This is a genomic window from Citrobacter sp. Cf087 (genome assembly GCF_030334285.1).
Lineage (GTDB): Bacteria > Pseudomonadota > Gammaproteobacteria > Enterobacterales > Enterobacteriaceae > Citrobacter > Citrobacter freundii.
Genome location: NZ_JAOWED010000030.1, coordinates 191,364 through 216,637 on the forward strand (window position 1 = coordinate 191,364; position 25,274 = coordinate 216,637).

Annotated in this window: 18 protein-coding genes and 1 tRNA gene; 8 read left to right on the top strand and 11 right to left on the bottom strand. The window is 51.2% G+C overall.

Annotated elements, in window-relative coordinates:
- Positions 1 to 48: 48 nt before the first annotated feature.
- From OGV57_RS14785 to OGV57_RS14800, 4 genes are all read right to left on the bottom strand, one after another.
- Entirely contained in the window at positions 49 to 3,192 is a 3,144-nt protein-coding gene (locus OGV57_RS14785; protein WP_003835712.1) for a CusA/CzcA family heavy metal efflux RND transporter, read from the bottom strand.
- 11 nt (positions 3,193 to 3,203) lie between these two features.
- Positions 3,204 to 4,496, bottom strand: coding sequence for an efflux RND transporter periplasmic adaptor subunit (locus tag OGV57_RS14790; protein WP_054528168.1), 1,293 nt, complete (start codon positions 4,494 to 4,496; stop codon positions 3,204 to 3,206).
- A 76-nt stretch (positions 4,497 to 4,572) separates the two neighbouring features.
- Complete coding sequence (gene cusF / locus OGV57_RS14795; RefSeq protein WP_016149747.1) at positions 4,573 to 4,920, bottom strand: cation efflux system protein CusF; 348 nt, start codon at positions 4,918 to 4,920, stop codon at positions 4,573 to 4,575.
- A 32-nt stretch (positions 4,921 to 4,952) separates the two neighbouring features.
- A complete protein-coding gene (locus OGV57_RS14800; RefSeq protein ID WP_032936921.1) occupies positions 4,953 to 6,335 on the bottom strand; it encodes an efflux transporter outer membrane subunit in 1,383 nt (460 codons plus the stop codon).
- A gap of 195 nt (positions 6,336 to 6,530) precedes the next feature.
- Between OGV57_RS14800 and cusR the strand changes: the two genes are divergently transcribed.
- The 5 genes from cusR to OGV57_RS14825 all read left to right on the top strand — a co-directional run bounded on the left by cusR (position 6,531) and on the right by OGV57_RS14825 (position 10,873).
- The gene (gene cusR, locus OGV57_RS14805) at positions 6,531 to 7,214 is read left to right on the top strand and encodes a copper response regulator transcription factor CusR (protein ID WP_003021940.1); all 684 of its coding nucleotides are present in this window, start codon (positions 6,531 to 6,533) and stop codon (positions 7,212 to 7,214) included.
- Positions 7,204 to 8,655 carry a Cu(+)/Ag(+) sensor histidine kinase gene (locus tag OGV57_RS14810; protein ID WP_003835722.1) on the top strand — a complete coding sequence of 484 codons (1,452 nt, stop codon included), beginning with the start codon at positions 7,204 to 7,206 and terminating at the stop codon, positions 8,653 to 8,655. The genes cusR and OGV57_RS14810 overlap by 11 nt, the downstream gene beginning before the upstream one ends.
- Positions 8,656 to 8,780: 125 nt before the next feature.
- Entirely contained in the window at positions 8,781 to 9,107 is a 327-nt protein-coding gene (locus tag OGV57_RS14815; RefSeq protein WP_054528167.1) for a PcoE/SilE family metal-binding protein, read from the top strand.
- Between the two features lie 372 nt (positions 9,108 to 9,479).
- A complete protein-coding gene (locus tag OGV57_RS14820) occupies positions 9,480 to 9,986 on the top strand; it encodes a hypothetical protein (RefSeq protein WP_016149744.1) in 507 nt (168 codons plus the stop codon).
- Between the two features lie 83 nt (positions 9,987 to 10,069).
- Complete coding sequence (locus OGV57_RS14825) at positions 10,070 to 10,873, top strand: MBL fold metallo-hydrolase (RefSeq protein WP_003021931.1); 804 nt, start codon at positions 10,070 to 10,072, stop codon at positions 10,871 to 10,873.
- A gap of 72 nt (positions 10,874 to 10,945) precedes the next feature.
- Here the strand turns inward: OGV57_RS14825 and OGV57_RS14830 are convergent, their stop codons facing one another.
- The gene (locus OGV57_RS14830) at positions 10,946 to 13,390 is read right to left on the bottom strand and encodes a trimethylamine-N-oxide reductase 2 (RefSeq protein ID WP_003021928.1); all 2,445 of its coding nucleotides are present in this window, start codon (positions 13,388 to 13,390) and stop codon (positions 10,946 to 10,948) included.
- A 20-nt stretch (positions 13,391 to 13,410) separates the two neighbouring features.
- Positions 13,411 to 14,505 (bottom strand): NapC/NirT family cytochrome c, encoded by a 1,095-nt coding sequence (locus OGV57_RS14835; protein ID WP_003835730.1) that lies wholly within the window; start codon positions 14,503 to 14,505, stop codon positions 13,411 to 13,413.
- A 528-nt stretch (positions 14,506 to 15,033) separates the two neighbouring features.
- On the opposite strand from OGV57_RS14835, the gene uspF reads away from it, so the two are divergent.
- Positions 15,034 to 15,462: a universal stress protein UspF gene (uspF, locus tag OGV57_RS14840; RefSeq protein ID WP_003835732.1), complete on the top strand. Its 429-nt coding sequence runs from the start codon at positions 15,034 to 15,036 to the stop codon at positions 15,460 to 15,462.
- Between the two features lie 478 nt (positions 15,463 to 15,940).
- On the opposite strand, the gene torD is transcribed toward uspF, so the two are convergent.
- Genes torD through torC form a run of 3 tightly spaced genes read right to left on the bottom strand, consistent with a single transcriptional unit; the run spans position 15,941 to position 20,260 of the window.
- Entirely contained in the window at positions 15,941 to 16,555 is a 615-nt protein-coding gene (gene torD / locus OGV57_RS14845) for a molecular chaperone TorD (RefSeq protein WP_032936924.1), read from the bottom strand.
- Positions 16,552 to 19,092, bottom strand: coding sequence for a trimethylamine-N-oxide reductase TorA (gene torA / locus OGV57_RS14850; protein WP_054528166.1), 2,541 nt, complete (start codon positions 19,090 to 19,092; stop codon positions 16,552 to 16,554). The genes torD and torA overlap by 4 nt, the downstream gene beginning before the upstream one ends.
- Positions 19,082 to 20,260, bottom strand: coding sequence for a pentaheme c-type cytochrome TorC (gene torC / locus OGV57_RS14855; protein WP_003835737.1), 1,179 nt, complete (start codon positions 20,258 to 20,260; stop codon positions 19,082 to 19,084). Before torC ends, torA begins: the two co-directional genes overlap by 11 nt.
- Before the next feature lie 131 nt (positions 20,261 to 20,391).
- On the opposite strand from torC, the gene torR reads away from it, so the two are divergent.
- Positions 20,392 to 21,084: a two-component system response regulator TorR gene (gene torR / locus OGV57_RS14860; protein WP_032948739.1), complete on the top strand. Its 693-nt coding sequence runs from the start codon at positions 20,392 to 20,394 to the stop codon at positions 21,082 to 21,084.
- On the opposite strand, the gene torT is transcribed toward torR, so the two are convergent.
- Entirely contained in the window at positions 21,057 to 22,088 is a 1,032-nt protein-coding gene (torT, locus tag OGV57_RS14865) for a TMAO reductase system periplasmic protein TorT (protein ID WP_054528165.1), read from the bottom strand. The genes torR and torT overlap by 28 nt on opposite strands.
- A gap of 82 nt (positions 22,089 to 22,170) precedes the next feature.
- On the opposite strand from torT, the gene torS reads away from it, so the two are divergent.
- Complete coding sequence (torS, locus tag OGV57_RS14870) at positions 22,171 to 24,936, top strand: TMAO reductase system sensor histidine kinase/response regulator TorS (protein ID WP_072143930.1); 2,766 nt, start codon at positions 22,171 to 22,173, stop codon at positions 24,934 to 24,936.
- Positions 24,937 to 24,973: 37 nt separating this feature from the next.
- On the opposite strand, the gene OGV57_RS14875 is transcribed toward torS, so the two are convergent.
- A tRNA-Arg gene (locus OGV57_RS14875) sits at positions 24,974 to 25,050 on the bottom strand.
- Positions 25,051 to 25,274 lie beyond the last annotated feature (224 nt).

The window sequence follows — 25,274 nt, forward strand, 5'->3', positions numbered from 1 at the left end:
AACGCCTGCTTCGGCAGTAAAACCGAGGCAGACGAGCGCTTCAGGGCATTACTTTTGGTGGCGATGCCTGTGCAGCCACATCAGCTTATAAGCGGCCGGAATAATGAACAGAGAGAGCAATGGTGCGGTGATCATGCCGCCAATCATCGGCGCGGCTATGCGGCTCATGACTTCTGAGCCAGCTCCCGTCCCCCACAATATAGGTAACAGACCTGCAATAATCACCGCCACGGTCATCGCTTTCGGGCGCACGCGCAGCACAGCACCGTGATATAACGCTTCATCCAGCTTATCCGCCGTAAAGGTTTGCGGATTTTCCAACGCAGGTTCGGCTTCAATAGCGTGGCGCAAGTACATCAGCATCACCACGCCAAACTCCGCAGCAACACCTGCCAGGGCGATAAATCCGGTTCCGGTTGCAACCGACATATGGAACCCCATCCAGTAAAGGAACCAGATGCCGCCCACCAGCGCAAAAGGCACACTGGTGATAATCAGCAGCGCTTCACCAAAGCGACGGAAGGCCAGATAAAGCAGAACGAAGATTATCATCAGCGTCATCGGCACCATCAGTTTGAGCTTATGACTGGCGCGCTCAAGCAGCTCGAACTGCCCGGAAAACGCCACGCTGGTCCCCGGTTTTAACTGTACGTTTTCAGCGATCGCTTTTTTCAGATCGTTCACCACTGAGACCATGTCACGATCGCGGGCGTCGATGTAAATCCAGCTGGTTGGTCGCGCATCTTCGGTTTTCAGCATCGAAGGGCCCGAAACCACCGTCACATCTGCAACATCTGCCAGCGTGATTTGCTGTTTCATGGGCGTCAGAATGGGCAGATTACGCAGCGCTTCCGGGCTATCACGATAGCTCTGCGCATAGCGAAGGTTAATCGGATAACGTGCAATCCCTTCCACAGTTTCGCCGACCATTGCGCCTCCGACCGCTGAGGTGACAAACAGTTGCACCGCGCCGACGGTCATTCCGTACCGGGCCGCTTTCTCCCGATTAATATCCACATTGATATAGCGCCCCCCGACCAGGCGCTCAGCCAGTGCTGAAGAGACGCCCGGCACGGTTCTGGCCACCTCTTCAATTTGCTCCGCCGTGGCGTCGATATCTGCCAGAACGTTACCTGACACCTTAATGCCAATTGGGCTTTTGATCCCCGTAGAGAGCATGTCGATACGGTTACGAATCGGCGGAACCCACAGATTCGCCAGTCCCGGCAAGCGTACGGTTTTATCCAGCTCGGCAATGATTTTGTCCATCGTCATCCCCGGACGCCACTGGTCCTGCGGCTTCAGTTGGATCGTCGTTTCAACCATTTCCAGCGGTGCGGAGTCTGTTGCGGTTTCTGCCTTACCGGTTTTACCAAACACGCGCGCCACTTCCGGAACGGTCATGATCAGCTTGTCGGTTTTTTGCAGCATGTCCGCTGCCTGCGCCGCTGAGATCCCCGGCAATGTCGAAGGCATATACAGCAGGTCACCTTCGTTAATCTGCGGCAGGAATTCGCCACCGACTTTATTCAGCGGGTAGATAACCGTCAGTATTGAAAGCACCGCCACCAGAATGGTGGTCTTGGGCCAGTGCAATACCTTCAGCAATAGCGGATGGTAAATACGGATCAGGAAACGGTTAAGCGGGTTGCTGCTTTCTGCAGGTATTTTTCCGCGGATCCAGAATCCCATCAGGATCGGAATAACCACGATGGCCAGAAACGCCGCACCTGCCATGGCATACGTTTTGGTGAACGCCAGCGGCCCGAACAGTCGCCCCTCTTGCCCCTCAAGCGTGAAAATAGGGATAAACGACAATGTGATAATCAGCAGGCTGATGAACAATGCCGGGCCGACTTCTACCGAGGCGTCAGTAATGACCTTCCAGCGCGTTGCGTTATCCAGCTTTTCATGCGGATGCTGATGCCCCCACTCTTCCAGCCGCTTATGGGCGTTTTCAATCATCACGATGGCGGCGTCGACCATCGCCCCGACGGCAATGGCAATGCCCCCCAGCGACATGATATTGGCGTTCAGCCCCTGGAAATGCATCACGATGAACGCGATACACAGCCCCAGCGGCAGGGAAATAATCGCCACCAGCGCAGAACGCAGATGCCACAGGAACAATGCACACACCAGCGCAACAACGATAAACTCTTCCAGCAGCTTGTAGCTCAGGTTATCAATGGCGCGGTCAATGAGCTGACTGCGATCGTATGTTGTAACTATTTCTACGCCTTCCGGCAGGCTACTTTTCAGCGTATCGAGCTTGGCTTTAACCGCGGAGATCACCTCACGCGCATTTTTACCGGACCGCAGAATAACCACCCCGCCCGCCACTTCGCCTTCGCCATTCAGTTCGGCGATCCCACGGCGCATTTCCGGCCCAATCTGTACGCGCGCCACATCGCGCAGGTAAACAGGTACACCGTCGGCCCCTGTTTTCAGGACTATATTATTGAAATCATCGAGCGTTTGCAGATATCCACTGGCGCGGACCATATATTCCGCTTCAGCCATCTCAACAGATGAGCCGCCCGCTTCCTGATTCGACGTATCCAGCGCCGATTTCACGTCCGCCAGACTGATGCCATATTGCGTCAGCTTCATCGGATCGATAACGACCTGATACTGTTTAACCACGCCGCCTACCGAGGCGACTTCCGCCACATTGGGAATCGTTTTTAACTCATACTTTAAAAACCAGTCCTGAAGAGAACGTAATTCCGCCAGATCGTGTTTCCCGCTGCGATCCACCAGCGCGTACTCAAATATCCAGCCGACACCCGTAGCGTCCGGTCCCATTTCCGCGCTAACGCCAGCCGGCAATTTTCCCTGAACCTGGTTGAGGTACTCCAGTACGCGCGAGCGCGCCCAGTAAGGATCGGTACCATCTTCGAAAATGACGTACACGTAGGAATCGCCAAACTGCGAGAAACCACGCACAGTTTTCGCGCCCGGTACCGACAGCATGGTGGTGGTCAGCGGGTAGGTCACCTGATTTTCAACAATTTGCGGCGCCTGACCCGGATAGCTGGTTTTGACGATCACCTGAACATCAGAGAGATCGGGCAGCGCATCAACCGGGGTATTGATGATGGTCCAGGTTCCCCAAATACTGAGAAACAGCGCCCCCATCATCACCAGAAAACGGTTTGCCACCGAGCGGCGGATAATCCATTCAATCATTTATCATATCCTCAGTGTGAATGGGTCGCCTGGGCTGGCATGGAGGCTGCGTCTTGCGTCTTACTGTTCTGGGCGCGCATACGGTCCAGTGCGCCAGAGATATTCGCTTCGGAATCAATCAGGAACAGACCGCTGGAAACCACTTTTTCACCTTCGGTCAGGCCGGAGCGGATAGCCGTCAGTCCTTGAGATTCATGGAATACCGCAACCTGTTTCGGCACAAATCGACCTTCGTTATCAACGGTGATTACCCGCTGCTCGGTACCCGTATCAATTAGCGCTTTAGACGGGATCAGCAGCATTGGCTCGCTTTGTGTTTTCAGTTGCAGGTAAGCATTCATCCCGGGCTTGAGCGCCTCGTCAGGATTATCGACCTGTAAACGGAGCTGGAGCGTACGCGTGGTAGCATCAACGCTGGGTAAGATACTCCACTTGCTGATGGTGAAAGGCTTATCCGGCCAGGCGGGCACGGTGATGGTAAATTGCGAGGCGTCTTTAATCAGCCAGGCGATAGATTCCGGGACCGACGCGCTGACCCATACCGGGTCCATACCCTGAATTTTCGCGACCACATTGTCTTTGGAAATGTTCATACCAATACGCAAATCGAATGCGGTGATCACCCCATCAATAGGCGCTTTCAGGGTAAAGCGGGTCTGAATTTTACGCGTCGATTTTAAACGCTGAATATCCGCTTCAGGCATTCCAGCCAGACGTAATCTCTCCAGAATTCCTTCCACCTGCGTCGCGCTGCCGCCAGTTTCTCGCAGCAATAAATATTCGCTCTGCGCCTCAACCCAATCGGGGATAGTCAGGTCGATCAGCGGCGCGCCTTGCTTAATTCTGTCCCCCACGGTCAGTGGGTAAACCTTCTCGATAAAGCCCGCTGAGCGTGCCTGGACAATAACAAACTGGTATTCGTTATAACTAACGTTGGCCGGGAAAGTTTGCGCGTAGTGCAGTGGTCCACGACGCACTGGCTCTGTTTTCAGCCCCAAGTTCTGGGTTTGTGTAGGATCGATGCGCACGCCTGGTGATGACGCGTTCGCGGTCTCTTCATCGGCATATTTCGGGATCAGATCCATATCCATAAATGGCGATTTACCCGGTTTATCAAAACGCGTGTTTGGGTACATGGGGTCGTACCAGAACAACACTTTTCTGGCTTCTTTTGGCGAAGCCTGCCCGGTTTCGGCCGTTGCTTTTGCGGATGAATAATAAGTATAAATACCGACAGAAATAACCCCACCGGCAATCATGCCAGCGAGAATAAGCGCGGTATTTTTAATATTTAAAGACGCCATAGTGATTTCCATTGCGCGATAGTCTCACCCGCGTTCGCAAAAAACCGGGCAAGAATAAAAGAGACCAACGAGAACGTTATTTACTGATGTGAATATCGCGTAATACAGAGAGATTTCCCTGCTGAACAAACGTAAACGCGACCTTATCGCCTGGCTTAATATCATCAGCCTTCGTATCGGCAACCAGTGTAAAACGCATCGTCATGGCTGGCCAGTTCACCGCAGGAATAGGATCATGCTTGATCGTAATCTTTTTACTTTCCATATCAACAGCTTCAATCACCCCGGTAGCGCTAATGAGTTGTTCCTGTTGAGCCGCTGGCTGCATATTCATCATCTCACCATGCTGATGCTCATTGGCCTGAGCGTTAAACATGATCATAGAGAAAAGACTAAACAGCACAGCTTTGGCGGTCGTATTCATAATTGATGCTCCTGAAAGGTTAATATTAAGGATTACTCCACCCAACCGCCGCCTAAGGCAGCAAACAGCTTAATTTCATTAACCTGTTGGGCGTAATTAAGATCGAGCAGCGATTGCCGCGTAGCGAATAAAGAACGTTCTGCGTCTAATACTTCGATATAGCTAACTGCACCATTCTGATAAAGCGCTCTGGCGCGTTGTAGTGTGATTTGCAATGAATCCAGATAACGCTGCTGCCCGCTAATTTGATCGGCAATGCTTTGGCGCAACACCAGTGCATCCGCCACTTCTTTAAACGCGTTCTGAATTTTTTGTTCGTAATTCACTACCGACTGTTGCTGGCGAATTTCTGCCAGGTCGAGATTGGACTGATTACGTCCAGCGTTGAATATTGGAATATCTATTTTGGGGACAAAATTCCACATGCCGCTGGCGGCATTAAATAAACTGGAAAGATCGCTGCTGCTACTGGACACGGAACTGGTCAACGTTATAGACGGAAAAAATGCCGCTCGCGCAGCACCGATATTGGCATTTGCCGCCAATAATCCGTGCTCAGCTTCCATAATATCCGGGCGCTGCAACAGTATTTGCGACGAGAGCGATGGCGGCAGCGTTACCGGTTTAATATCCCCACGGCTGCGCGCGTGGTCATCAGGTAATTTCCCGTATGTACCCAGCAACAACTGCAGCGCGTTATTGGCCTGCGCCAGATCACCTTTACGCTTGGCAATTTCGCTACGCGTACTTTCGATCACACCGCGCGCTTGTTCCAACGCCAGTACGTTGGTGCTACCGGTTACCAGTTGCTTCTCTACAAAAGCGTAAGAGCGCTGGTAGTTTTGCAGCGTTTCTTCAGCAACTTGCAACTGCGCGTAAGCCAGACGCTGATTAAAATAACTTTGCGACACGTTGGAGATTAATGAGATATGCACCGCCCGACGCGCTTCTTCGCTGGCAAAGAAATTCTGTCGCTCAGCTTCACTCATATTTTTTAGCCGCCCAAAGAAATCCAGGTCGAAACTAAGATTGAGTCCAGCTTCGAATTCACGATCGGTGCTGCTATCACCTTTTAATTTACCGCTGTAAGTACCACTGGAGCCAGCCGTGAGTTGCGGGTAGCGGTCAGCGTCCGTGACGCCATATTGCGCTCTCGCTTCCTGAACTTTTAGCACAGCCATACGTAAATCGCGGTTATTAACCAATGCCTCGCCAATCAGCGCCTTTACCTGGGAGTCAACGAAGAAGCTCCGCCAGCCCGTGTCCTGATATTCACCTGGAGCCGGTACCAGGGCATTCTGTTTTAAAGAAAATTGCTGCGGCACCGGCAAAGCCGGGCGCTGATAGTCCGGCGCCAATGAACAACCGGCGAGCACGAATATAGCGCTGAGAGTAAGAAGCTTAAATTTGCTCATAGTTCTTCTCGTCCTGACCGGACTGATGTCCCTAAAATGTGTAGGAATTTATAGTGCTGTACTTTAACTAAGTGACTCTGTTTAACCGGTGACAGGAAAATGACAAAACTGTCATTTTCCCAATAACCGATTGCTATCCGATCCCGCTTCCCTAGAATTGAAAGTCCGCACAACCCGTGCGTGAAGGAGAATGCGATGAAGGTTTTGATAGTCGAAGATGAGAAAAAAACCGGTGAATATCTGACAAAAGGCCTGACGGAAGCGGGTTTTGTCGTGGATTTAGCGGATAACGGCCTGAACGGGTATCACCTGGCGATGACCGGCGATTACGACCTGCTCATACTCGACATCATGCTGCCGGATGTAAACGGCTGGGATATCGTGCGGATGCTGCGTTCCGCCAACAAAGGAATGCCCATTCTTCTCCTCACCGCGCTGGGTACCATTGAACATCGGGTTAAAGGTCTGGAATTGGGTGCTGATGATTACCTGGTTAAACCGTTTGCCTTCGCCGAACTGCTGGCACGGGTCAGAACGCTGTTGCGTCGAGGCGCGGCGGTGATTGTCGAAAGCCAGTTTCAGGTCGCGGATTTAATGGTCGATCTGGTCAGCAGAAAAGTTACCCGCAGCGGTACGCGCATCACTCTGACCAGCAAAGAGTTTACGCTGCTTGAGTTTTTCCTGCGCCATCAGGGGGAAGTTTTACCCCGCTCGCTGATCGCCTCCCAGGTCTGGGATATGAATTTTGACAGCGATACTAATGCCATCGATGTCGCCGTTAAGCGTCTGCGCGCCAAAATTGATAACGATTATGAGCCGAAACTGATTCAGACCGTGCGCGGCGTGGGATATATGCTTGAGGTTCCTGATGGCCAGTAAACGATGGCGGCGCCCTTTTTCACTGGCGACACGACTAACCTTTTTTATCAGTCTGGCGACAATTGCGTCATTTTTCGCCTTTGCATGGATAATGATCCACTCCGTGAAAGTCCACTTCGCCGAGCAGGACATCAATGATTTACAAGAGATTAGCACCACGTTGGAGCGGATTATTAACCAACCTAACGAGCCAGAATCACGCCGACTGGAAACGCTAAAAAATGTGGTGGCGGGTTACTCGAACGTCATTATTTCTCTGGTAGATAGCAACCAGAAGGCCATTTTTCATTCGCCCAATGCGCCGGATCTTCGGCAATTTATCGCCAGCGCAAGGCCGGATAAAAATGCTCATGCCAGCGACGTTTTTATTATCTCAGGCCCTACACTGCAAACCTCCAGACATATCCACGGACAGAAAACATCGTCTAACTGGCGAATGATTCGTCTGCCAGTAGGAAAACTTGCCGATGGAAAACCAGCATATACGCTGTATCTGGCGTTATCGATCGATTTTCACCTGCACTATATTAACGATCTGAAAAACAAGTTAATTATGACGGCTTCGTTGATTAGCATCATGATTGTTTTTATCGTGCTGTTCGCCGTATACAAAGGCCATGAACCGATCCGTAATGTTAGTCGTCGCATCCAAAATATCACCTCGAAAGATCTCGATGTCCGTCTCGATCCGCAGGCTGTGCCTATTGAACTGGAACAACTGGTTAGTTCGTTTAATCACATGCTCGAACGCATCGAGGACGTATTTAAACGTCAGTCGAACTTCTCGGCGGATATTGCCCATGAGATCCGCACGCCAATAACTAACCTCGTCACCCAAACGGAAATTGCGCTCAGCCAGACCCGCACCCAAAAAGAACTGGAAGATGTGCTGTATTCCAATCTCGAAGAGTTTGGCCGTATGTCGAAAATGGTGAGTGATATGCTGTTTCTGGCGCAGGCAGATAACAATCAGCTGATCCCAGAAAAAAAAGCGCTCAATCTGGCTGATGAGGTCGGTAAAGTGTTCGACTTTTTCGAAGCCTGGGCAGAGGAGCGTGAGGTTGGTTTACGGTTTGAAGGACGCGCATGCTGGGTTTCAGGCGACCCATTAATGTTACGCCGGGCAATGAGTAACCTGCTGTCAAATGCCATGCGCTATACGCCAAAAGGTGAGTCGGTAACCGTGCGGGTGAAAGAGGCGGATGGTCTGGTCCAGATAGTCGTTGAGAATCCCGGCCCCCCCATTCCCCCGCAACATCTTCCGCGACTCTTTGACCGCTTTTATCGAGTGGACCCTTCACGGCAGCGTAAAGGCGAAGGCAGCGGTATTGGTCTGGCGATTGTGAAATCGATTGTGATTGCCCATCACGGAAAAGTCTCGGTAACTTCCGATCCTTATGTCACTCGCTTTATTCTGACGCTTCCCAAGCACGCGATGTAATTTATGGTGATGACGTTTATACCTGTCATCACCTATTCTCTGACACAACCGTCATAATCCTGTCACGCCACTGACAGTCCCCATTAATTATACTTTCTTCCGTAAACCCAAACAGGAGAAATATGATGAATAAGATGTCCTCTTTTTTAGCTATCGCGTTTTTTATTTCAGTTGGCGTTAATGCGGCAGAAACACCTAAAGTGCATCAACAGGCCGTAATGGCTCATGAAATGATGAATAACAGTGATGCCTCTGCACATCAACAAATGGCGCAGGCACACGCCTCGCAGGCAAATAATTCATCGTCAACACCAACCAATGCGCAATCATTTTCACAAATGAATAAACATGAAAAAGCAATGGTTGTTCACCAATCAGTAAATAACGGCCATTCATTTGCTCATGAGATACAGGCCGAGCAGCACCGCGCACAGATCTCCACTCAAGGGTAAAGACGAGCTGTATTGACGACAATATCCATAAATACGCTAAGTTTGAATATTGTGGACTACTCTCCCCGTGCAGGCCTGTTTATATACAAGCCTGCATCCTTGTTCATCGTTAATGTCAACATTAATAATTCATTAAATCTTCCATTAAAAAGTAAAAACCTTTTAACTCTTTATTCAGATTGTATAAAAATCGTAAATCAACTACTTATTATGTTGCGTATCACAACATTTATCACCTCACCCTAATTATAAATTAGGATTCCCCCTGGTATGCGTCGTTAATATTTAATGGGAGACTGCCATCGTCGTAAAAATGACAGCCAAAAAGTTCGTGTTCCTATAAATAAACTTAATGATGATAGTGAGTGAAAAATGAATAAACGTCTGCTGACCCTCCTGGTCCTTGGTCTGACAACGGCCACAACGGCATATGCAATTACCCCGGCAATGCAGAAAAAATATGAACGTTCAGGTTGTACGCAAATGAGCGAACTCAATGGTTGTGATGTGAACAAATCCTATCAGTGGAACCACGATCATGGCTTTATCGAGAGCGATAACAGCCAGCAAAATCGTCATCATCGCCATGGTGAAGAGCAGCAAAATACCACAGGCCGGGATAACCACGATAATGCGGGTATTGATGGCAAATTCAGCGGAAATTACGTGGCCAAATTTGCCAATGGTCAACGCAGCGTTGATATTCACGTCGAAGATTCCGGCGTTTACGTCAATGGTAAGGAAGTGCGTGACGTAAATACCTATAAGGATACGATGACCTTCCGCGTCGGTTATGCCACTTACACCATTAAAACAAATGGTCGCGGTAGCTGGAATGACAGCGATGCAGGAAACGCTGGCAAAATTGTGCGTGAATAACAGATACCGCTAAAGAGCGCTGCGATCACAGCACCCTCAAAAGCCATGCATTACAGTATGCTGTTTTAATACTGGAGTCAGACATGGCTTTGACCCTCACGGTGCTGCTTGAAAACCGACGTGCTGCTGGCGCTGGAAAAACATTACTGGCAAAGCCTGGATTAAGTCTGTTAGTTCAGGATGAAACGACCACAATATTGTTTGATACCGGGCCGGATGGCAGCTTCATGCATAACGCTGCACAAATGGGCGTGGACCTGACGCACTTAACCGCCGTGGTGCTGTCGCACGGCCATTACGATCACTGCGGCGGCGTGCCGTGGCTTGCGGATAACAGCCGTATCATTTGTCATCCCCAAATAGCCTGTGAACGATACGCCTCAGTTACGGTTGCGGGAACACCACGAAAAATTAAAAAACTCTCGCGTGATAACAACTACTCTCGATTCATCATGGAATACACCCGCGAGCCGCTGGCTATCAGCGATCGCTTTTTGTGGTCCGGGGAAATTAGCGTTCCCACGCCACAATCCTATGGTGTAATTAGCGAGAAAACACTCCAACCAGATTACATCAGTGACGAAGGCGTGTTGATTTATAAATCTGAACGCGGGTTAGTCATCATTACTGGTTGCGGGCATCGGGGAATAGAGAACATCGTACGCCATTGCCAGAAAATCACAGGGGTTAACCAAATTTATGCCCTGGTCGGTGGGTTTCATTTACGTGCTGCCTCCCCCGCTAAGCTATGGCGGACCCGACAATTTATTAAGCAACAACAACCCGAAAAACTACTCGGCTGTCATTGCACTGGTTCATGGGGTCGATTGTGGCTACCGGGAACTGACGCCCCGGCAACGGGAGATGTGATTGAACTGGCTGAGTAACAACAGTAAAACGTTGCCCAAACAGTAATAAAAAACGGGAGCCTTACGGCCCCCGTTTATCAGCCATCATCATTACATGGTGACAATTGCTGGCTCATCAAAGACGGTGAGTTTTGGCGCTTCACCGGTGAATTTTTCTGCATATACAAGGCTGGTATTCCCCGCACAGCCATTCGCCAGCCGTGAGGTTGGGATATCCGCCGTCAGCACGTTCGCACCGCCATTTTTACAGATACCGTTTTCAATATCCGGCCATGCGCCTTCATGGATACAGATGATTCCCGGTTTGATACCGTCGCTGACGTGCGCCCCCACCAGAACCTGTCCACGAGCATTCCATACACGAACCAGATCGCCCTCGACAATCCCTCTGGCTTTCGCGTCATCCGGATGAATCGTCACCGGTTCACGATTGGCAATCGCGTATTCTTTACGCAGCGACGCGTAGTTCAGTTGGCTATGCAGACGATGTGCCGGGTGCGCCGTCAGTAGCTGCAGCTGATCTTTATCCGCAGTTCCTTTCCATTCATCCGGTTCAATCCAGGACGCATGCGGCGGACAGTCTTTATACTGATAGCCTTCAATCGTTTTCGAGTAGATTTCTATCTTGCCGCTCGGCGTTCCCAGCGCATTCATCACCGGATCGCTGCGGAAATCCGCGTAGCGCACATATTTGTTATTCTTTTCATTCTCACGCATTTCGATCAGTTTATTCTGCTGCCAGAACGCGTTGAACTGAGGCATGGCGACACGCTGGGCGCGGGCGGCTTTTTGCGCGACGTCATAGAACTGCTTCAGCCACGCCATTTCGTCTTTGCCTTCGGTGTAGACCGCCTTACCACCCGGCTTGAGCATCTCAGCCAGATCGGCAAATACGTCAAAATCACTACGCGCTTCAAACTGCGGCGCGATGACCTGCTTCATAGGCACCAGATGCTGGTTACTGTAATCACCGGTCATGGTCAGATCGTTACGTTCAAACGAGGTGGTGATTGGCAGAACGATATCGGCGTGTTTGGCCGCTGCGGTCCAGTAACACTCAGAGATGACAACCAGTTCAGGCTTCTGCCAGGCTTTGATTAAGCGGTTGGTATCCTGATGATGGGTAAAGTTAGCGCCACCCGCCCACCAGATCATTTTGATATCCGGGAAGGTTTGCTCTTTACCGTTATGCTGATATTTGCCGCCTGGGTTTTCCAGCGCCTCGACAATTCGCGCTACCGGCAGGCTGGTCACCGCATCGGAAACCGCCCAGTCGTTGCCCGCAGATGATCCCCCCTCAATTTTGGCGGAAATTGCTGGCAATACCCCACCGGTGCGTGTTGGGTTACCGCCGTTAGAATAGTGATAAGAGAACCCGAAACCACCGCCTTCGGTACCAATTTGCCCCAGCATCGCCGCCAGAGTCACCAGCATCCAGTGTTTTTGCTCACCGTATTGCTGACGCTGAATCCCCCAGCCTGCCATGAGCATGGTTTTGTTGCTGGAGAAAATTTCCGCCAGCTTTTCCAGTTGCTCAGCAGGCACGCCACACACGCCAGATGCCCACTCGGCGGTTTTCTCAATTTTGTCGCTCTTGCCGAGCAGGTACTCTTCAAACTGCGGATATCCAGTGGTGTATTTTTCCAGGAAGGCTTTGTCGTGAAGATTTTTCTTCACCAGCGTGTGGGCGATCCCTAACATCATCGCCACATCGGTCCCCATATGTGGCGCAATCCAGGTCGCATTATCACCAAAGAACTCGATGGTTTCAGAACGCATCGGATCAATGGCGATGACGCTTTTCCCTGATTTTTTCAGCAGATTAAAGTATTCAATCCCCTGTTCATCCGTGCTGCTCCAGGCAATTTTGAGGGTATTGAGCGGGTTCATCCCCCACAGCACCACGACCTGACTGTGCTCTAGCACCATCGGCCAGGTGGTTTGCTGCTCATAGACTTCAACCGATCCCACAACGTAAGGCATGATCACCTGCGCGGCCCCGGTTGAATAATCTCCGGTATGACCGGCGTAGCCACCGGCCATGCTCATATAGCGTTGCAGTAGGGTTTGCGCCTTATGCAGAACGCCGCTGGAGCGCCAGCCATAGGAACCGGCAAATATTGAGGACGGGCCATAGCTGCTACGGATCCGGCTATGCTGCTCGTGAATGAGCTTCAGCGCTTGTTCCCAACTCACACGCACGAAAGGATCGTTACCACGTTTACCATCCGCTTTACCCGGGTTTTCCAGATAGCTTTTGCGCACCATCGGATACTTAACGCGGATATTGGTATGAACCTGATCCGGCGCGGTTTGCTGTAATGAGTTCGGCACCGTTTTCGGCAACGCACCTTTTGAGGAAACCACTTTGCCGTCTTTTACTTCCACGTATACCGCACCCCAACGTGCTGCCGTCAGGATTGCCCCGCCATTCTGGCCTTCGGCCCAGGCCGGCATTGGGATCACCGAAGAAATCGCCATTGTCCCGGTTGCCGCGCCAGCCGTCTTGATAAAGTCACGTCTTGTGAGTTTCATGATTTCTCCTGATTTATCGCTTATTTGTTCATGTCTTTCGCGTTGTACTGGAAGTAACGGCTCAGGATATCCAGTTCGTTTTCACTGATATTGGTACGAGCACCCATCCCTTTTGCCACAGAAGGCCAGGCGTTGAGCGTGAAATGATTCGCCGGAATTGGCGCATGACAACCCGCGCAGTACACATTGTCGAGTTTGCGTGCGTAATCCCACATGGGTTCGCGGCTGGCGAGAGCGGAACCGCTCCATTCGCCCTGCAGCACGACATCTCGCCACGCATTGCCGTAGTCATCTTTTTTCCAGTCGGAGAGGATCTTCAGCGACTGCTGACCTTTTTCACTCAGGCTGGCAAGAATCAAACGCTGCCCTGCTGCGTAGTAAATAACCTGTTCACTTCCTTGCATCTGGCTACCGCGAATCTCGACCAGTCGTGCGTTGTCCGTTGTTTTCAGAACCTGCATTTTTGTTGCCGGGTAAACGGTTCCCAGATCGCCAAGCGCGGTATTGCTTACGGCATAAAGCTCAGTTGCCGAGGCTGGAGTAGAGGCTGACTGCGCTTCAAGCCCTTTAAGCGCACTGTCATCCATTTTTATTTCAGGTGGGAAATGGGCGACGCCTTTATGGCAATCAATACAGGTTTGCTTTTCCGCGATGCCCATTTTGTGCATCTTCTGGGCATCCGCGCTTTGTGCAGCAAGATCCATGGCGTCCATACTGTGGCAGCTACGGCAGGTCGCAGAATCACTCGCCTTGAGCTGTGCCCAGACGGTTTGCGCCATCTCCAGACGATGTTCTTCAAATTTTTCCGGGGTATCGATTTTTTTGGTTATGAACTGGTGATAAACATCTTTTGAGGCCCGCAGCTTAGCCACCAGATAATCCAGCCCGCCCTCCGGGATATGACAGTCCGCGCACTCTGCACGAATGCCTTTCTGATTCTGGAAGTGAACCGAGCCGGTATATTCCTCGTAAGGTGCCTGCATCGTATGGCACGACAAACAAAATTCCGTGCTCGAGGTTTTGTGCAATGTCCATTGCCCTGCCAAAACAATAACTGCACCAAGAACAATGCACAGCAGCATCGTCCATATGATAGTTTTATTTATTTTTCTCATCTTATATTTCCATCAGACGAATACCCTTTTAGAGGTAGACAATAAATATACTAAAGCAGCTACTTATTGATATTCATCAAGCGAAGAGAGAAATAAGAATCAGCCAATAGGTAAGTTTGAAGGGGCTCGCATAATTAATGAGAACGAAATGTAAATATCAAATTTCGTTTAAAATTAGAACTTTAAACCAAACATAAAGTTTGATTAACTATTAATCACACAAACATCAGAATAAAAGTTTGATAACGATTAAAAGCTGCTGAAATTAATCCTTTGGTGACAATCGTTATATAATTAAATATATAATGAAAACACATAAAAAAGAACCCTTTTCTGTTTTTCGATTACACGTATTAATGAAGATATCTGTCTTACAATTTTGCTCACATATACATATACGGCCAGACATGCGACACACACATTTCATTGACGCACATTTATGCACGCAACCTTGATCTGGTCACTTATTATACAAAGACAACTTTCGCTACACTCAGAGTAGAGGTAAACAAACAGGAGGTAGTGAATATGTATCGCTCAATTCTGGTGCCCATTGATATCTCTGAAACCGATTTGACTCGCCATGTTGTTCCACAGGTTCAGGCGCATGCCAAAACCGCGAAGGTTCACTTTTTAGCCGTTATTCCTACCGTTCCGTTCTATGCCTCGCTGGGGCTGGCCTACTCTACCGAATTCCCGGACAGAAGTGGTCTGCAGGCCAAGGCCAGCGAAAAACTCGAAGAGATTATTAAGCAGTTCAATATTCCTGCAGGCAGGAGTCAAACTCATGTCGTTTACGGCCCGCCAAAGGATCAGATCCTCAAACTGGCGGAATCAGTAGACGCCGAGCTTATTGTCATCGCCTCACATAAACCCGGTTTTAGCACTTATCTGCTGGGTTCAACGGCAGCAGCCGTGGTACGCCACGCGAAATGTCCGGTGCTGGTTGTACGGTGATAGGGTTAAAACGGGAGCGAATGTGCTAATGCCATTCAGTTCACGAAGATGAAAGACCATGGAAATAACTGGGAGTGGAACAACCATAGCGAGGTCATCGCTTCAACGCCCTAATTTCCAGTTAAATCTGTTTTGCTGTTCAGCGATTTTCAAATAAAAGCGCAGGAGGTCAAGTGTGGACTGGTCCGGCTGAAAATTGCCGACGTGTTTCCGTAAGGCCGGGAGAACCCACAGGGATGCGGGTTCAGGGCGCGTTTTACAGGGATGTTGCCTCGCGCCCGGCCCGGTAGCCTGAAGGAATAAGCGGAGAGTATTGCGCAGCAACAATTTTCCCGCCGGGAGCCGGGATTGTTAAGGGTACGGCGATAGTACCCTTAACACGTTCACAGACAGTATCGTTTCAGAGAAGTGAAAAACATAAGGTGAACGTAGCAATACGACGGAGGCAACAGATTCATTACTGCCGGATGTGCTGCTCTCAGCGCTGATTATCCAGTCTGACCAAAGCCAGCAACAGCTGACTTAGCGCGCCGTAAAAACCAAAGTCATCATACCGACAGCATTTAGTGGTGAACTCCGGTAACCAGCGTAACAGCCCTGCCAGCGTTTCTCTGCGCAACGCATCCACCTGCTGATGACGCGGTCCTGCCTCTGCCAGGGAAAAATGCAGATGGCTCAGCAGTTCGATAAAAATCGCCAGATGATCGGCTGACTCGCTAAACGTATCGCTTACCTGCATGCCCGCATCAGATAATAGTTGTTTAATGACCCCATAGTTTGGCCCTCCTTCAAGATGAGCCGATGCATAGGGTAACGCCGCGTGTTTATCCGACATCAGGAACAGGCTGCAAAAATCAGCCGCCAGTTCCAGGGTAGCGTCTTCCCGCACCTTGAGCGCGGCAATTTTCGCCTCCAGCAAAAGGACCTGCGCCTCAAGCAGCGGCTCACCTTTGAGCACCGCGAACCACTCAGCCATTTCGCTGGACTGCAAAAGCCCCAGGCTTTCATCGTCACGCTCCCGGGAAAACAACTGCGCCAGCCAGGCGTACACGCAGGCCATTTGTTCTTTTGTCAGGGAGGTGTCTTTCATCATGACTTCACCTGCTCAGCCGGGACATATTCACACTGCGCCACCATTTTTATCGGGCCACTGAACGCCGTCACGTTATCCACCTTGCCGGTATACTTCTCAATTTCCACCAGCGTAGTATGGGCGCTGGTTGCCTGCGCCAGCTGAGACGTGCCGATATCTATCGTTAACACGTTCGGATTGCCGTATTTACACAGCGCTCCGGTTTCTCCACCGTTATCAGGGTCGTACCAGGCACCTTCATGGATGCGCGCCACGCCCGGCGAGTAGAGATCGGAGACAACCGCCCCGGCCAGCACTTGTCCACGCGCGTTAAATACACGAACTATATCGCCGTTGCGAATGCCCCTGGCGTTGGCATCCTGTGGGTTAATAAACACCGGCTCTTTGCCACCTACCGCGTAATGCTTACGCAACGCTTCGGACTCGCAGAGCTGTGAATGCAGACGGAAATCCGGGTGGACGGATTGCAGATGCAGCGGCCAACGTTGCGACCCTGGCCCACCGTGTGAACGTTCGATTTTCTCGAACCACATCGGATGCCCCTGGCAATCGTCATATTGCATATCGGCAATGGTTTTCGAATATATCTCGATCAAACCGCTTGGCGTCCCCAACGGTTCAAGGTCGGGATCTTCGCGGAAGGCCTGATGACGAACAAACATCTGCGGATGTTCGAATTCAACGTACTCTTGCTGATTCCAGAAAACGTCGAAGGCCGGAAGATGAACACCGCGTCCTTTCCCTTGCTGGCTTCCTTCCTGCCAGATGCGCTTCAACCAGCCCATCTCATCCAGCCCTTCAGTGAACGCTTCTTCACGGTTAAAGCGGCGGCAAAGATCGCGGAAAATATCGAAATCATTACGTGCTTCAAACTGCGGCTGCACCAACTGCTTCATGGCGATAATTCCGCGGTTGGAGTGGTTGCCATATTGGTCAAGATCGTTACGTTCAAACTGGGTCGTCGCCGGCAATACGATGTCGGCGAATCGACAGGTCGACGTCCACTGATTATCGATGGCGATGACGGTTTCCAGCTTACGCCATCCCTCAATAATGCGATTAATCTGCTGGTGACGATGGAAAGGGTTGGTCCCGGCAAAAACACACATCTTCAACGGCGGTAACTTAACTGTTTTGCCGTTCCAGTTAATGATTTTGCCCGGCTCCAGAATCGCATCGATAAAACGCGCGATCGGAATAGTACTGCTGTAGCCCTTATAATCGGTGCTGTCATGCACAGGAGGTACGGTGGTGGAGCCAGAAAAACCGCCCAGGATAATCCCTTTACGCCCCGGGGTGCCCGCACCGTTGTAATGCCAGCCAAAGCCAAAGCCGCCGCCGGGTAAACCGATTTGTCCGAGCATCGAGGCCAGCACCACGATCATCCACGCCCACTGTTCCCCATGCTGCATACGCTGCACGCACCAGCCGGCAATAATTTGCGTTCTGCCGCCCGCCATCTGCCGCGCCAGTTCACGAATCGTATCTGCATCAATTCCGCAGATTTTTTCCGCCCACTGGGCATCTTTAGGCTGTCCGTCACTTTCGCCCAGCAGATAAGGCAGAAATTGCTCAAACCCAACGCAGTAGTTATCGAGGAAATGCTTATCGTAGAGCTTCTCGGTATACAGCGTGTGTGCCAACGCCAGCTGTAGCGGCACATCAGCCTGCGGGTTCACGGCGATGTGCTTAACCTTGTCGCGGCCCAGATAGTCATGCGTTGAGGTGACGACCGGGTCAACGCTGATGACCGAAATCTCACCCCGCGCCACTTTATCCTTCAGTTGCTCGTAGTATTCGTAGACATCATGATCCGGACACCACCAGTTTGCCTGCTGGTTTTTGATGAGATCGGAACCCCACAGCACAATGGTTTTGCTGTTTTCTAGTACCAGCGGCCAGGAGGTCTGCTGTTCATATACTTCCATTGACCCTACCACGCGCGGCAGAATGACCTGAGCGGCGCCGGTGGAATAGTCTCCCCCGGTACTCACGCTGTTGCCATGCAGCGCAATGGCACGTGCCAGCATCCCGGAAGCATTGTGGAACATCCCAGTCGATTGCCAGCCGCTGGCAGTCAGCAGCGCGCTCGGACCATAGGTCTTCTGAATGCGTTCCAGCTCCTGGTAGAAGAAGTCCAGCGCTTCATCCCACGAAACGCGTACAAAGCGGTTATCTCCGCGCTGAGTGGTATCGCTCTGATGGCGCTTACGCAACCAGTCCACGCGGACCATAGGGTAGCGAATACGCGCTCCACCGTGTACGTGATCCGGGAGTCCAGCGATCATTTTTGACGGGTATTTATCATGCTCAAACGGTTTGGCCTCAATAAAACGACCATCAACCACGGTGGCACGGATAGCCCCCCAGTGAGAACCGGTCAGAATCCCCTCTTTGACGCCAGTGCCCTGGACTTCTGCGGCGTTGGCGCTACGCGGCGTGAGCAGCGAAGGCCCTAACATACCAGCTACGGTCAAGCCCCCCAACTGCATTAGAAAACGTCGGCGAGATGCCTGAAAGAGATCGTTATTTTTCATTGCTTTCTCCCTTATCGCCATGCGGCTTATCCGTAGTGTCAGAGGCATTCATCTGCAAATATTTCAGTAAGGTACGTTCTTCACGTTTATCCAGACTGGTAAAGCCAATCATGCCGTTCAACGTGCCAATCCAACCGTTAGCATCAAAGTGCTCTTTCTCTGGCGCGCCGTGGCATTGGTTACAGGTTCCGTTATAGAGCGAGTCGGCATAAGCCCAGATAGGTTTGATGTCGTTGACCATATCGCCCTTCTGCATCCAGGCGGTGGCCTGCAATTTACTCCATGGTGTATTCGTTTCCGCAACGGTGGTTTGCTCCAGCGTCTTCACGTGCTGCTGGATGTCGCCACGAATGGAAGCCACAAAAATGCGCTTGCCCGGCAGTTGCGCCAACACGCGCTGACGCCCATTACTCTCGGTCCAGCCCACAATTTCAATTTGCAGCCAGTCACCGTCACGCTTTAACACTTTCACTTCAGAAGCGGGCAGCAGTGAGCCTGCAGGTTCTTTATCACCTTTGGCGGCATAAATAGGTTTGATGTCCAGAGAGTAGAGCGTCTCGCCATCATCGTTTGCATTGGCGCGTAACTGGTCAAACTGCTTACGGAAACCGCTGCTCATATCGGGAAGCTGGTGCGCGATTCCTTTATGGCAGTCGATACAGGATTGGTTGTCCTTGGCCGCAATCTTCATCTGGCGCGCAGCTTCAGGATGCTGTTTAGCGTGGTCCATCGCATCATAGTCATGACAAGAACGACAGGTCGCGGAGTTGTTCTCCTTCATTCGCGTCCATTCGCGCTCCGCCAGCTCAGCGCGTTTGGCTTCGAATTTTTCTGGAGTATCAATAGAGTGGGCAACAAAGGTTTGGTAAATATCGTTGCTGGCCTCCAGCTTACGTTTCACCATGCCTGGAATATCGGATGGAATGTGGCAGTCATGACATTCTGCGCGTACCCCGGAGGCATTCTGAAAATGCGCAGACTGTTTATATTCTTCGTAAACCGGCTGCATACTGTGGCAGCTCACGCAAAACTCGGTAGAACTGGTTAATTTAATACCAACGTGCGGCAAGACGATCAGCGCAATACCGACCACAATCCCGATAACGACCAGCGCCAACACTGACCAACGTGCGCTCGGTCTGAGCAGCGCCCTCCATAGTTTCCGCATAATAGCCCCTGTAATTTTATGGTTTAGTTACAGAGGATCTTATTTCTCAAATGTGAACAGCAACACTGGTCAGGATGAATGACTTACGGCACAATGTGAACAGATATGAACAGAAAGAGCACGCCATCAGGATGTCGCATCACATTGTAATTGTTGAAGATGAACCCGTCACCCAGGCGAGGTTACAGGCATACTTTGAACAGGAGGGTTACCACGTCTCGGTCACCGCCAGCGCTACAGGCCTACGTGAAATCATGTCACAACATCCTGTCGATCTTATTCTGTTGGATATCAACCTCCCGGACGAAAATGGCTTAATGCTGACCCGTGCCCTGCGCGAACGCTCAACGGTAGGGATCATTCTGGTGACGGGTCGTAGCGATCAAATTGACCGGATCGTTGGCCTGGAAATGGGCGCTGATGATTATGTCACTAAGCCGCTGGAGCTACGTGAACTGGTGGTTCGGGTTAAAAATTTGCTCTGGCGTATCGATCTTGCCCGCCAGGCACAGCCGGAGACCAAAGATAACTGCTATCAGTTTGCCGGATACTGTCTGAATGTCTCCCGGCATACCCTGGAGCTGGGCGATGAGGCGATCAAACTCACCCGCGCCGAGTATGAAATGCTGGTCGCCTTTGTCACCAATCCGGGGGAAATTCTCAGCCGCGAACGTTTACTGCGTATGCTTTCGGCACGACGGGTAGACAATCCAGACTTACGCACCGTGGATGTATTGATCCGCCGTTTGCGCCATAAGCTACGGGCCGATTTACTGGTGACGCAGCACGGCGAAGGTTATTTTTTAGCAGCCGACGTGTACTGATACAGATAAACCGGACGGAACCCGCCAGGAGAAAGTGAGTGCTGAACATGCTGGCTGTCGGCATTTTTCGGGGTGAGCACCAGGATCGGCGGACTGATATTTTCCGCCACCGGTTGCCCTTGTAATACTCTGATAGCCTGTTGAATCGCCAGTTCACCTTGCCAGACCATTTGATCGCTGGCAGCCATAATGATTCTTTCGCGTTTAAGTCCGCGATAAACCTGATGCGACAGGTAAAAAGAGACAACGGTTAGCGGCGTCCCCTGATTCCGCTTCTCTCCCATCGCTGCCTCCGCAGCAATTGCTGTACCGGCAACCACATCGACATCCGGGTGACGTTCAAGCATCTCTTGTAAAAGGTTGCGCTGAACTTCAATATCATTATCCCCCAACGCCACATCCACGATGTGCACCTGACTACCGGCAATCGCCTGACGGAATCCTGCCACCATTTCGCGGCTGCCTCCGGCGTCATCAGGTCCGGGCAATAATAAGACCTTTAACGGTTTTCCCGCGCTCCACTTAACCAGATAGCGGCCTGGCTGGTAACCCATCTGGAACCATGGAACTCCGACCCGTGCTTTCACCGTCGGATCGTGTATCGCATTCACTACCTCAATGACCGGCAACGTACCAACCTGCGCCTGCAAATCCGGAAAAGTCGTTGTGCTGCTGCCCAATAAAATGGCATCCGCGCCCCACTGCTGGCACTGGGCGATTTGTGTTTTTTGCGTGGTGAACTGACGATACCCTCCCGCCTCAAACACCTTCAGGCTTACTCCATATTTTTTTGCCGCCTCAAGCATGCCGTAATTCACGGAGAGCCAATAGGAATCTTTCAGACTGGGATACAACGCGCACAGTTTCCAGACTTTGCTTGCAGTAACGTCCGTCTGCGGCACCGAGACTGACTGCCGGGTATCCTGCCAGCGCAGCAGTGCAGACCCGGCCGCGTGACTTAAGCCGGGAAAAAGTGTGATAAGCAGGAAAACCAATACGCGCATGATAGCCTCAACATTGATAAGGCTTTATCCTAGTTGCTTTCCTCTTTTGGACTCAACCTTTTTAATCTGTGGCGACCAGACAGTGAATTTATCTCTGACCAAACGACTGTGGATAGGCTTTGCGCTGATGGCGGCACTGACTCTTATCAGTACGCTGACAGGCTGGTATAACCTGCGTTTTGTCAGCCAAGTTGAGCAGGCCAATACCCAGGCGCTAATTCCAACCATGGATATGGCGCGCCAGCTCAGCGAGGCCAGTGCCTGGGAACTGTTTTCCGCACAAAATCTGACCACCGCAGACAATGAAAATATGTGGCTGGCTCAGGGGAGAATGCTAACCGCCCAGAGTCTGAAAATAACCACATTACTCAAAACTCTTCGTGAACAGGGCTTTGATACTTCGGCCATAGAACAACAGGAAAAAGAGATCGCCCAGTCGTTAAGCCATCAGGGGGAGATGGTTGGCGAACGCCTGAAATTACGCGCTCAACAGCAACAACTTAGCCAGCAAATTATTGAGGCCACCGCTGACGTTGCCGAAATGGCGCGCGGCCAGGCCAGCAATGCAGCTACCTCGGCGGGCGCCACGCAGGCAAGCATTTATGATTTAATTGAGAGTCATCAGGGGCAAGCGGCTGAACACGCGTTGGACAGGCTCATCGATATCGATCTGGAATATTATAACCAGATGAATGAGCTGCGCCTGAGCGCGCTACGCGTGCAGCAAATGGTGATGAATCTGGGGAATAACCAGGCGCAGAATAACCTGGCTGCGCTGGAAAGCCAGTTGAATGCCGCCGTCAGAGTGCTTCACCGCCGACAAATACGTATTGAAGATCCAGTGGTGCGCACTCAGGTGGCCGACACCGTCAATACGATTAGCCGTTATATTGAGCTGCTGTCCCTGTATCGCCAGGATAATGACATCACGACCCAATTGCAGATCTTATCGCAGAATAATATCGAACAATTTACCCGTTTCAGTAGCGAAGTCAGTCAGTTGGTGGAAATCATCGGCCAACGCAATCAAAGCGGACTGGCGCATCTCAAACAGGCCAGCCAGCGCGGGCAAAACTTGCTGCTGCTGTTAGGTGGCGTGTCATTATTTTTGCTGATTCTTATACTTTGGCGTGTGGTTTATCGCTCAGTCACACGCCCACTGGCACAGCAAACCCAGGCGTTGCAGCGTCTACTTGAGGGAGATATTGACTCCCCCTTTCCGGAAACCGCAGGCGTTCGCGAGCTGGATACCATCGGGCGGTTGATGGATGCCTTTCGCAGTAGCGTTCACGCCCTCAATAACCATCGCAAACATCTGGCCGCACAGGTTAAAGCTCGCACCGCCGAGCTGCATTCTATGGTATCTGAACACCGGCAAGCCCGTGCAGAAGCTGAAAAAGCTAACCAGGCAAAATCGGCGTTTCTTGCCGCCATGAGCCATGAAATACGCACCCCGTTGTATGGTATCCTCGGCACTGCGCAGTTGCTCTCAGACAATCCCGCTCTGGCACAGCATCGGGAAAATCTACGCGCAATCACCGACTCGGGCGAGTCTCTGCTGACTATCCTCAACGATATCCTCGACTATTCCGCCATCGAAGCCGGTGGAAAGAATGTGGCGATAGGCGATGAGCCTTTTGAACCCAAACCCTTGCTGGAAAGTACGCTTCAACTAATGAACAGCCGCGTTGCCGGTCGCCCGGTCGTGCTGGTTGCGGATTTTGCCGATGACGTTCCCGCTTCCCTGCGTGGCGATCCGCGCCGTATCCGGCAAATCATTACTAACTTATTAAACAACGCACTACGCTTTACCGATCGAGGACACATTATCCTGCGTAGTCGGCGTGAAGATCAGGACTGGTATGTTGAGGTTGAGGATACGGGATGCGGAATTGACCCTGCCCGTCAGCACGATATTTTTCAGCCGTTCGTTCAGGTAAGCGGTAAACGCGGAGGAACCGGGCTCGGACTCACCATCAGCGCCAGTCTCGCCAAGGCAATGCAGGGAGAGCTAAGCGTTACCAGCACACCCGGCGTCGGGAGTTGTTTCCAGCTACGTCTGCCATTGCGGGCAACCACGATGCCCGTCATTAAACCCGCACAACGCTCCATATCGTTACAGGGCTTACGCTTATTGCTTATCGAGGATAATCCTCTTACGCAGCGCATCAGCACAGAAATGCTCACTCTCAATGGCGCACAGGTCACCGCTGTCGACTGTGCCGAGGAGGCGTTAAGCCTGTTGCGGGAAGATGCCAGCTTTAATGCTGCTCTGGTTGATTTCGATCTTCCTGATATCGACGGGATCACGCTGGCGCAGCAGTTAGCCCACGACTATCCGGCACTTAACCTGATCGGCTTTAGCGCACACGTCATCGACGAAACGCTAAACCAAAGAACCAGTACCCTGTTTCTCGGCATTATTCAAAAACCGGTTCCACGGGATGAACTCAGTCGACTTATTACGCATTATCTGCACGCCAACGAGTCTCTCCCGCTTGCATCAGACAATGACAACAAACGGTTAGATTTTCAGCAATTGGCTGGGGATATCCAGGTCATGGGATGGCAAAAGGTGCACGAATGGTTAGCGCTCTTTAAGCAACACACCCTTCCTTTATTAGATGAAATTGACACGGCGCGAGATTTAAATGAGCGCGAGCAGATAAAACGTCTGGCGCATCAGCTCAAAAGCAGCTGCGCCAGCATGGGAATGCACTCAGCCAGTACGATGTGTGCAGCACTTGAACAGCAGCCGTTGGGTGATTTTTCACTCAGAGAGGAGATCCAACAAAGTCTTTATGAGGTAGAACGTTGGCTGGAAGCAGAAAAACCGTCCCACTCGTAACGGTGCGTTGAAGCTGAGCATAGGGACTAACTTTGAATGGTACGCCCTGTAGGATTCGAACCTACGACCTACGGCTTAGAAGGCCGTTGCTCTATCCAACTGAGCTAAGGGCGCATTGCGAAGTGATTACTTCATGCAGATGAAACGCGTGAATTATACGGTCAGCGCCTGCTGAGTCAATGCCTTTTATTTCAGTTGCTGGCGAAGTGTACGAATGTTGATTTTTTCTGCTTGTTCAAGGGTATCCAGGAAATCACCTGGTAACAACTCAGCCCACGAAACGCCAGATTTAAGGATACATGTATTTAGAATATTTATGATTTTGCTTAACATTCCCT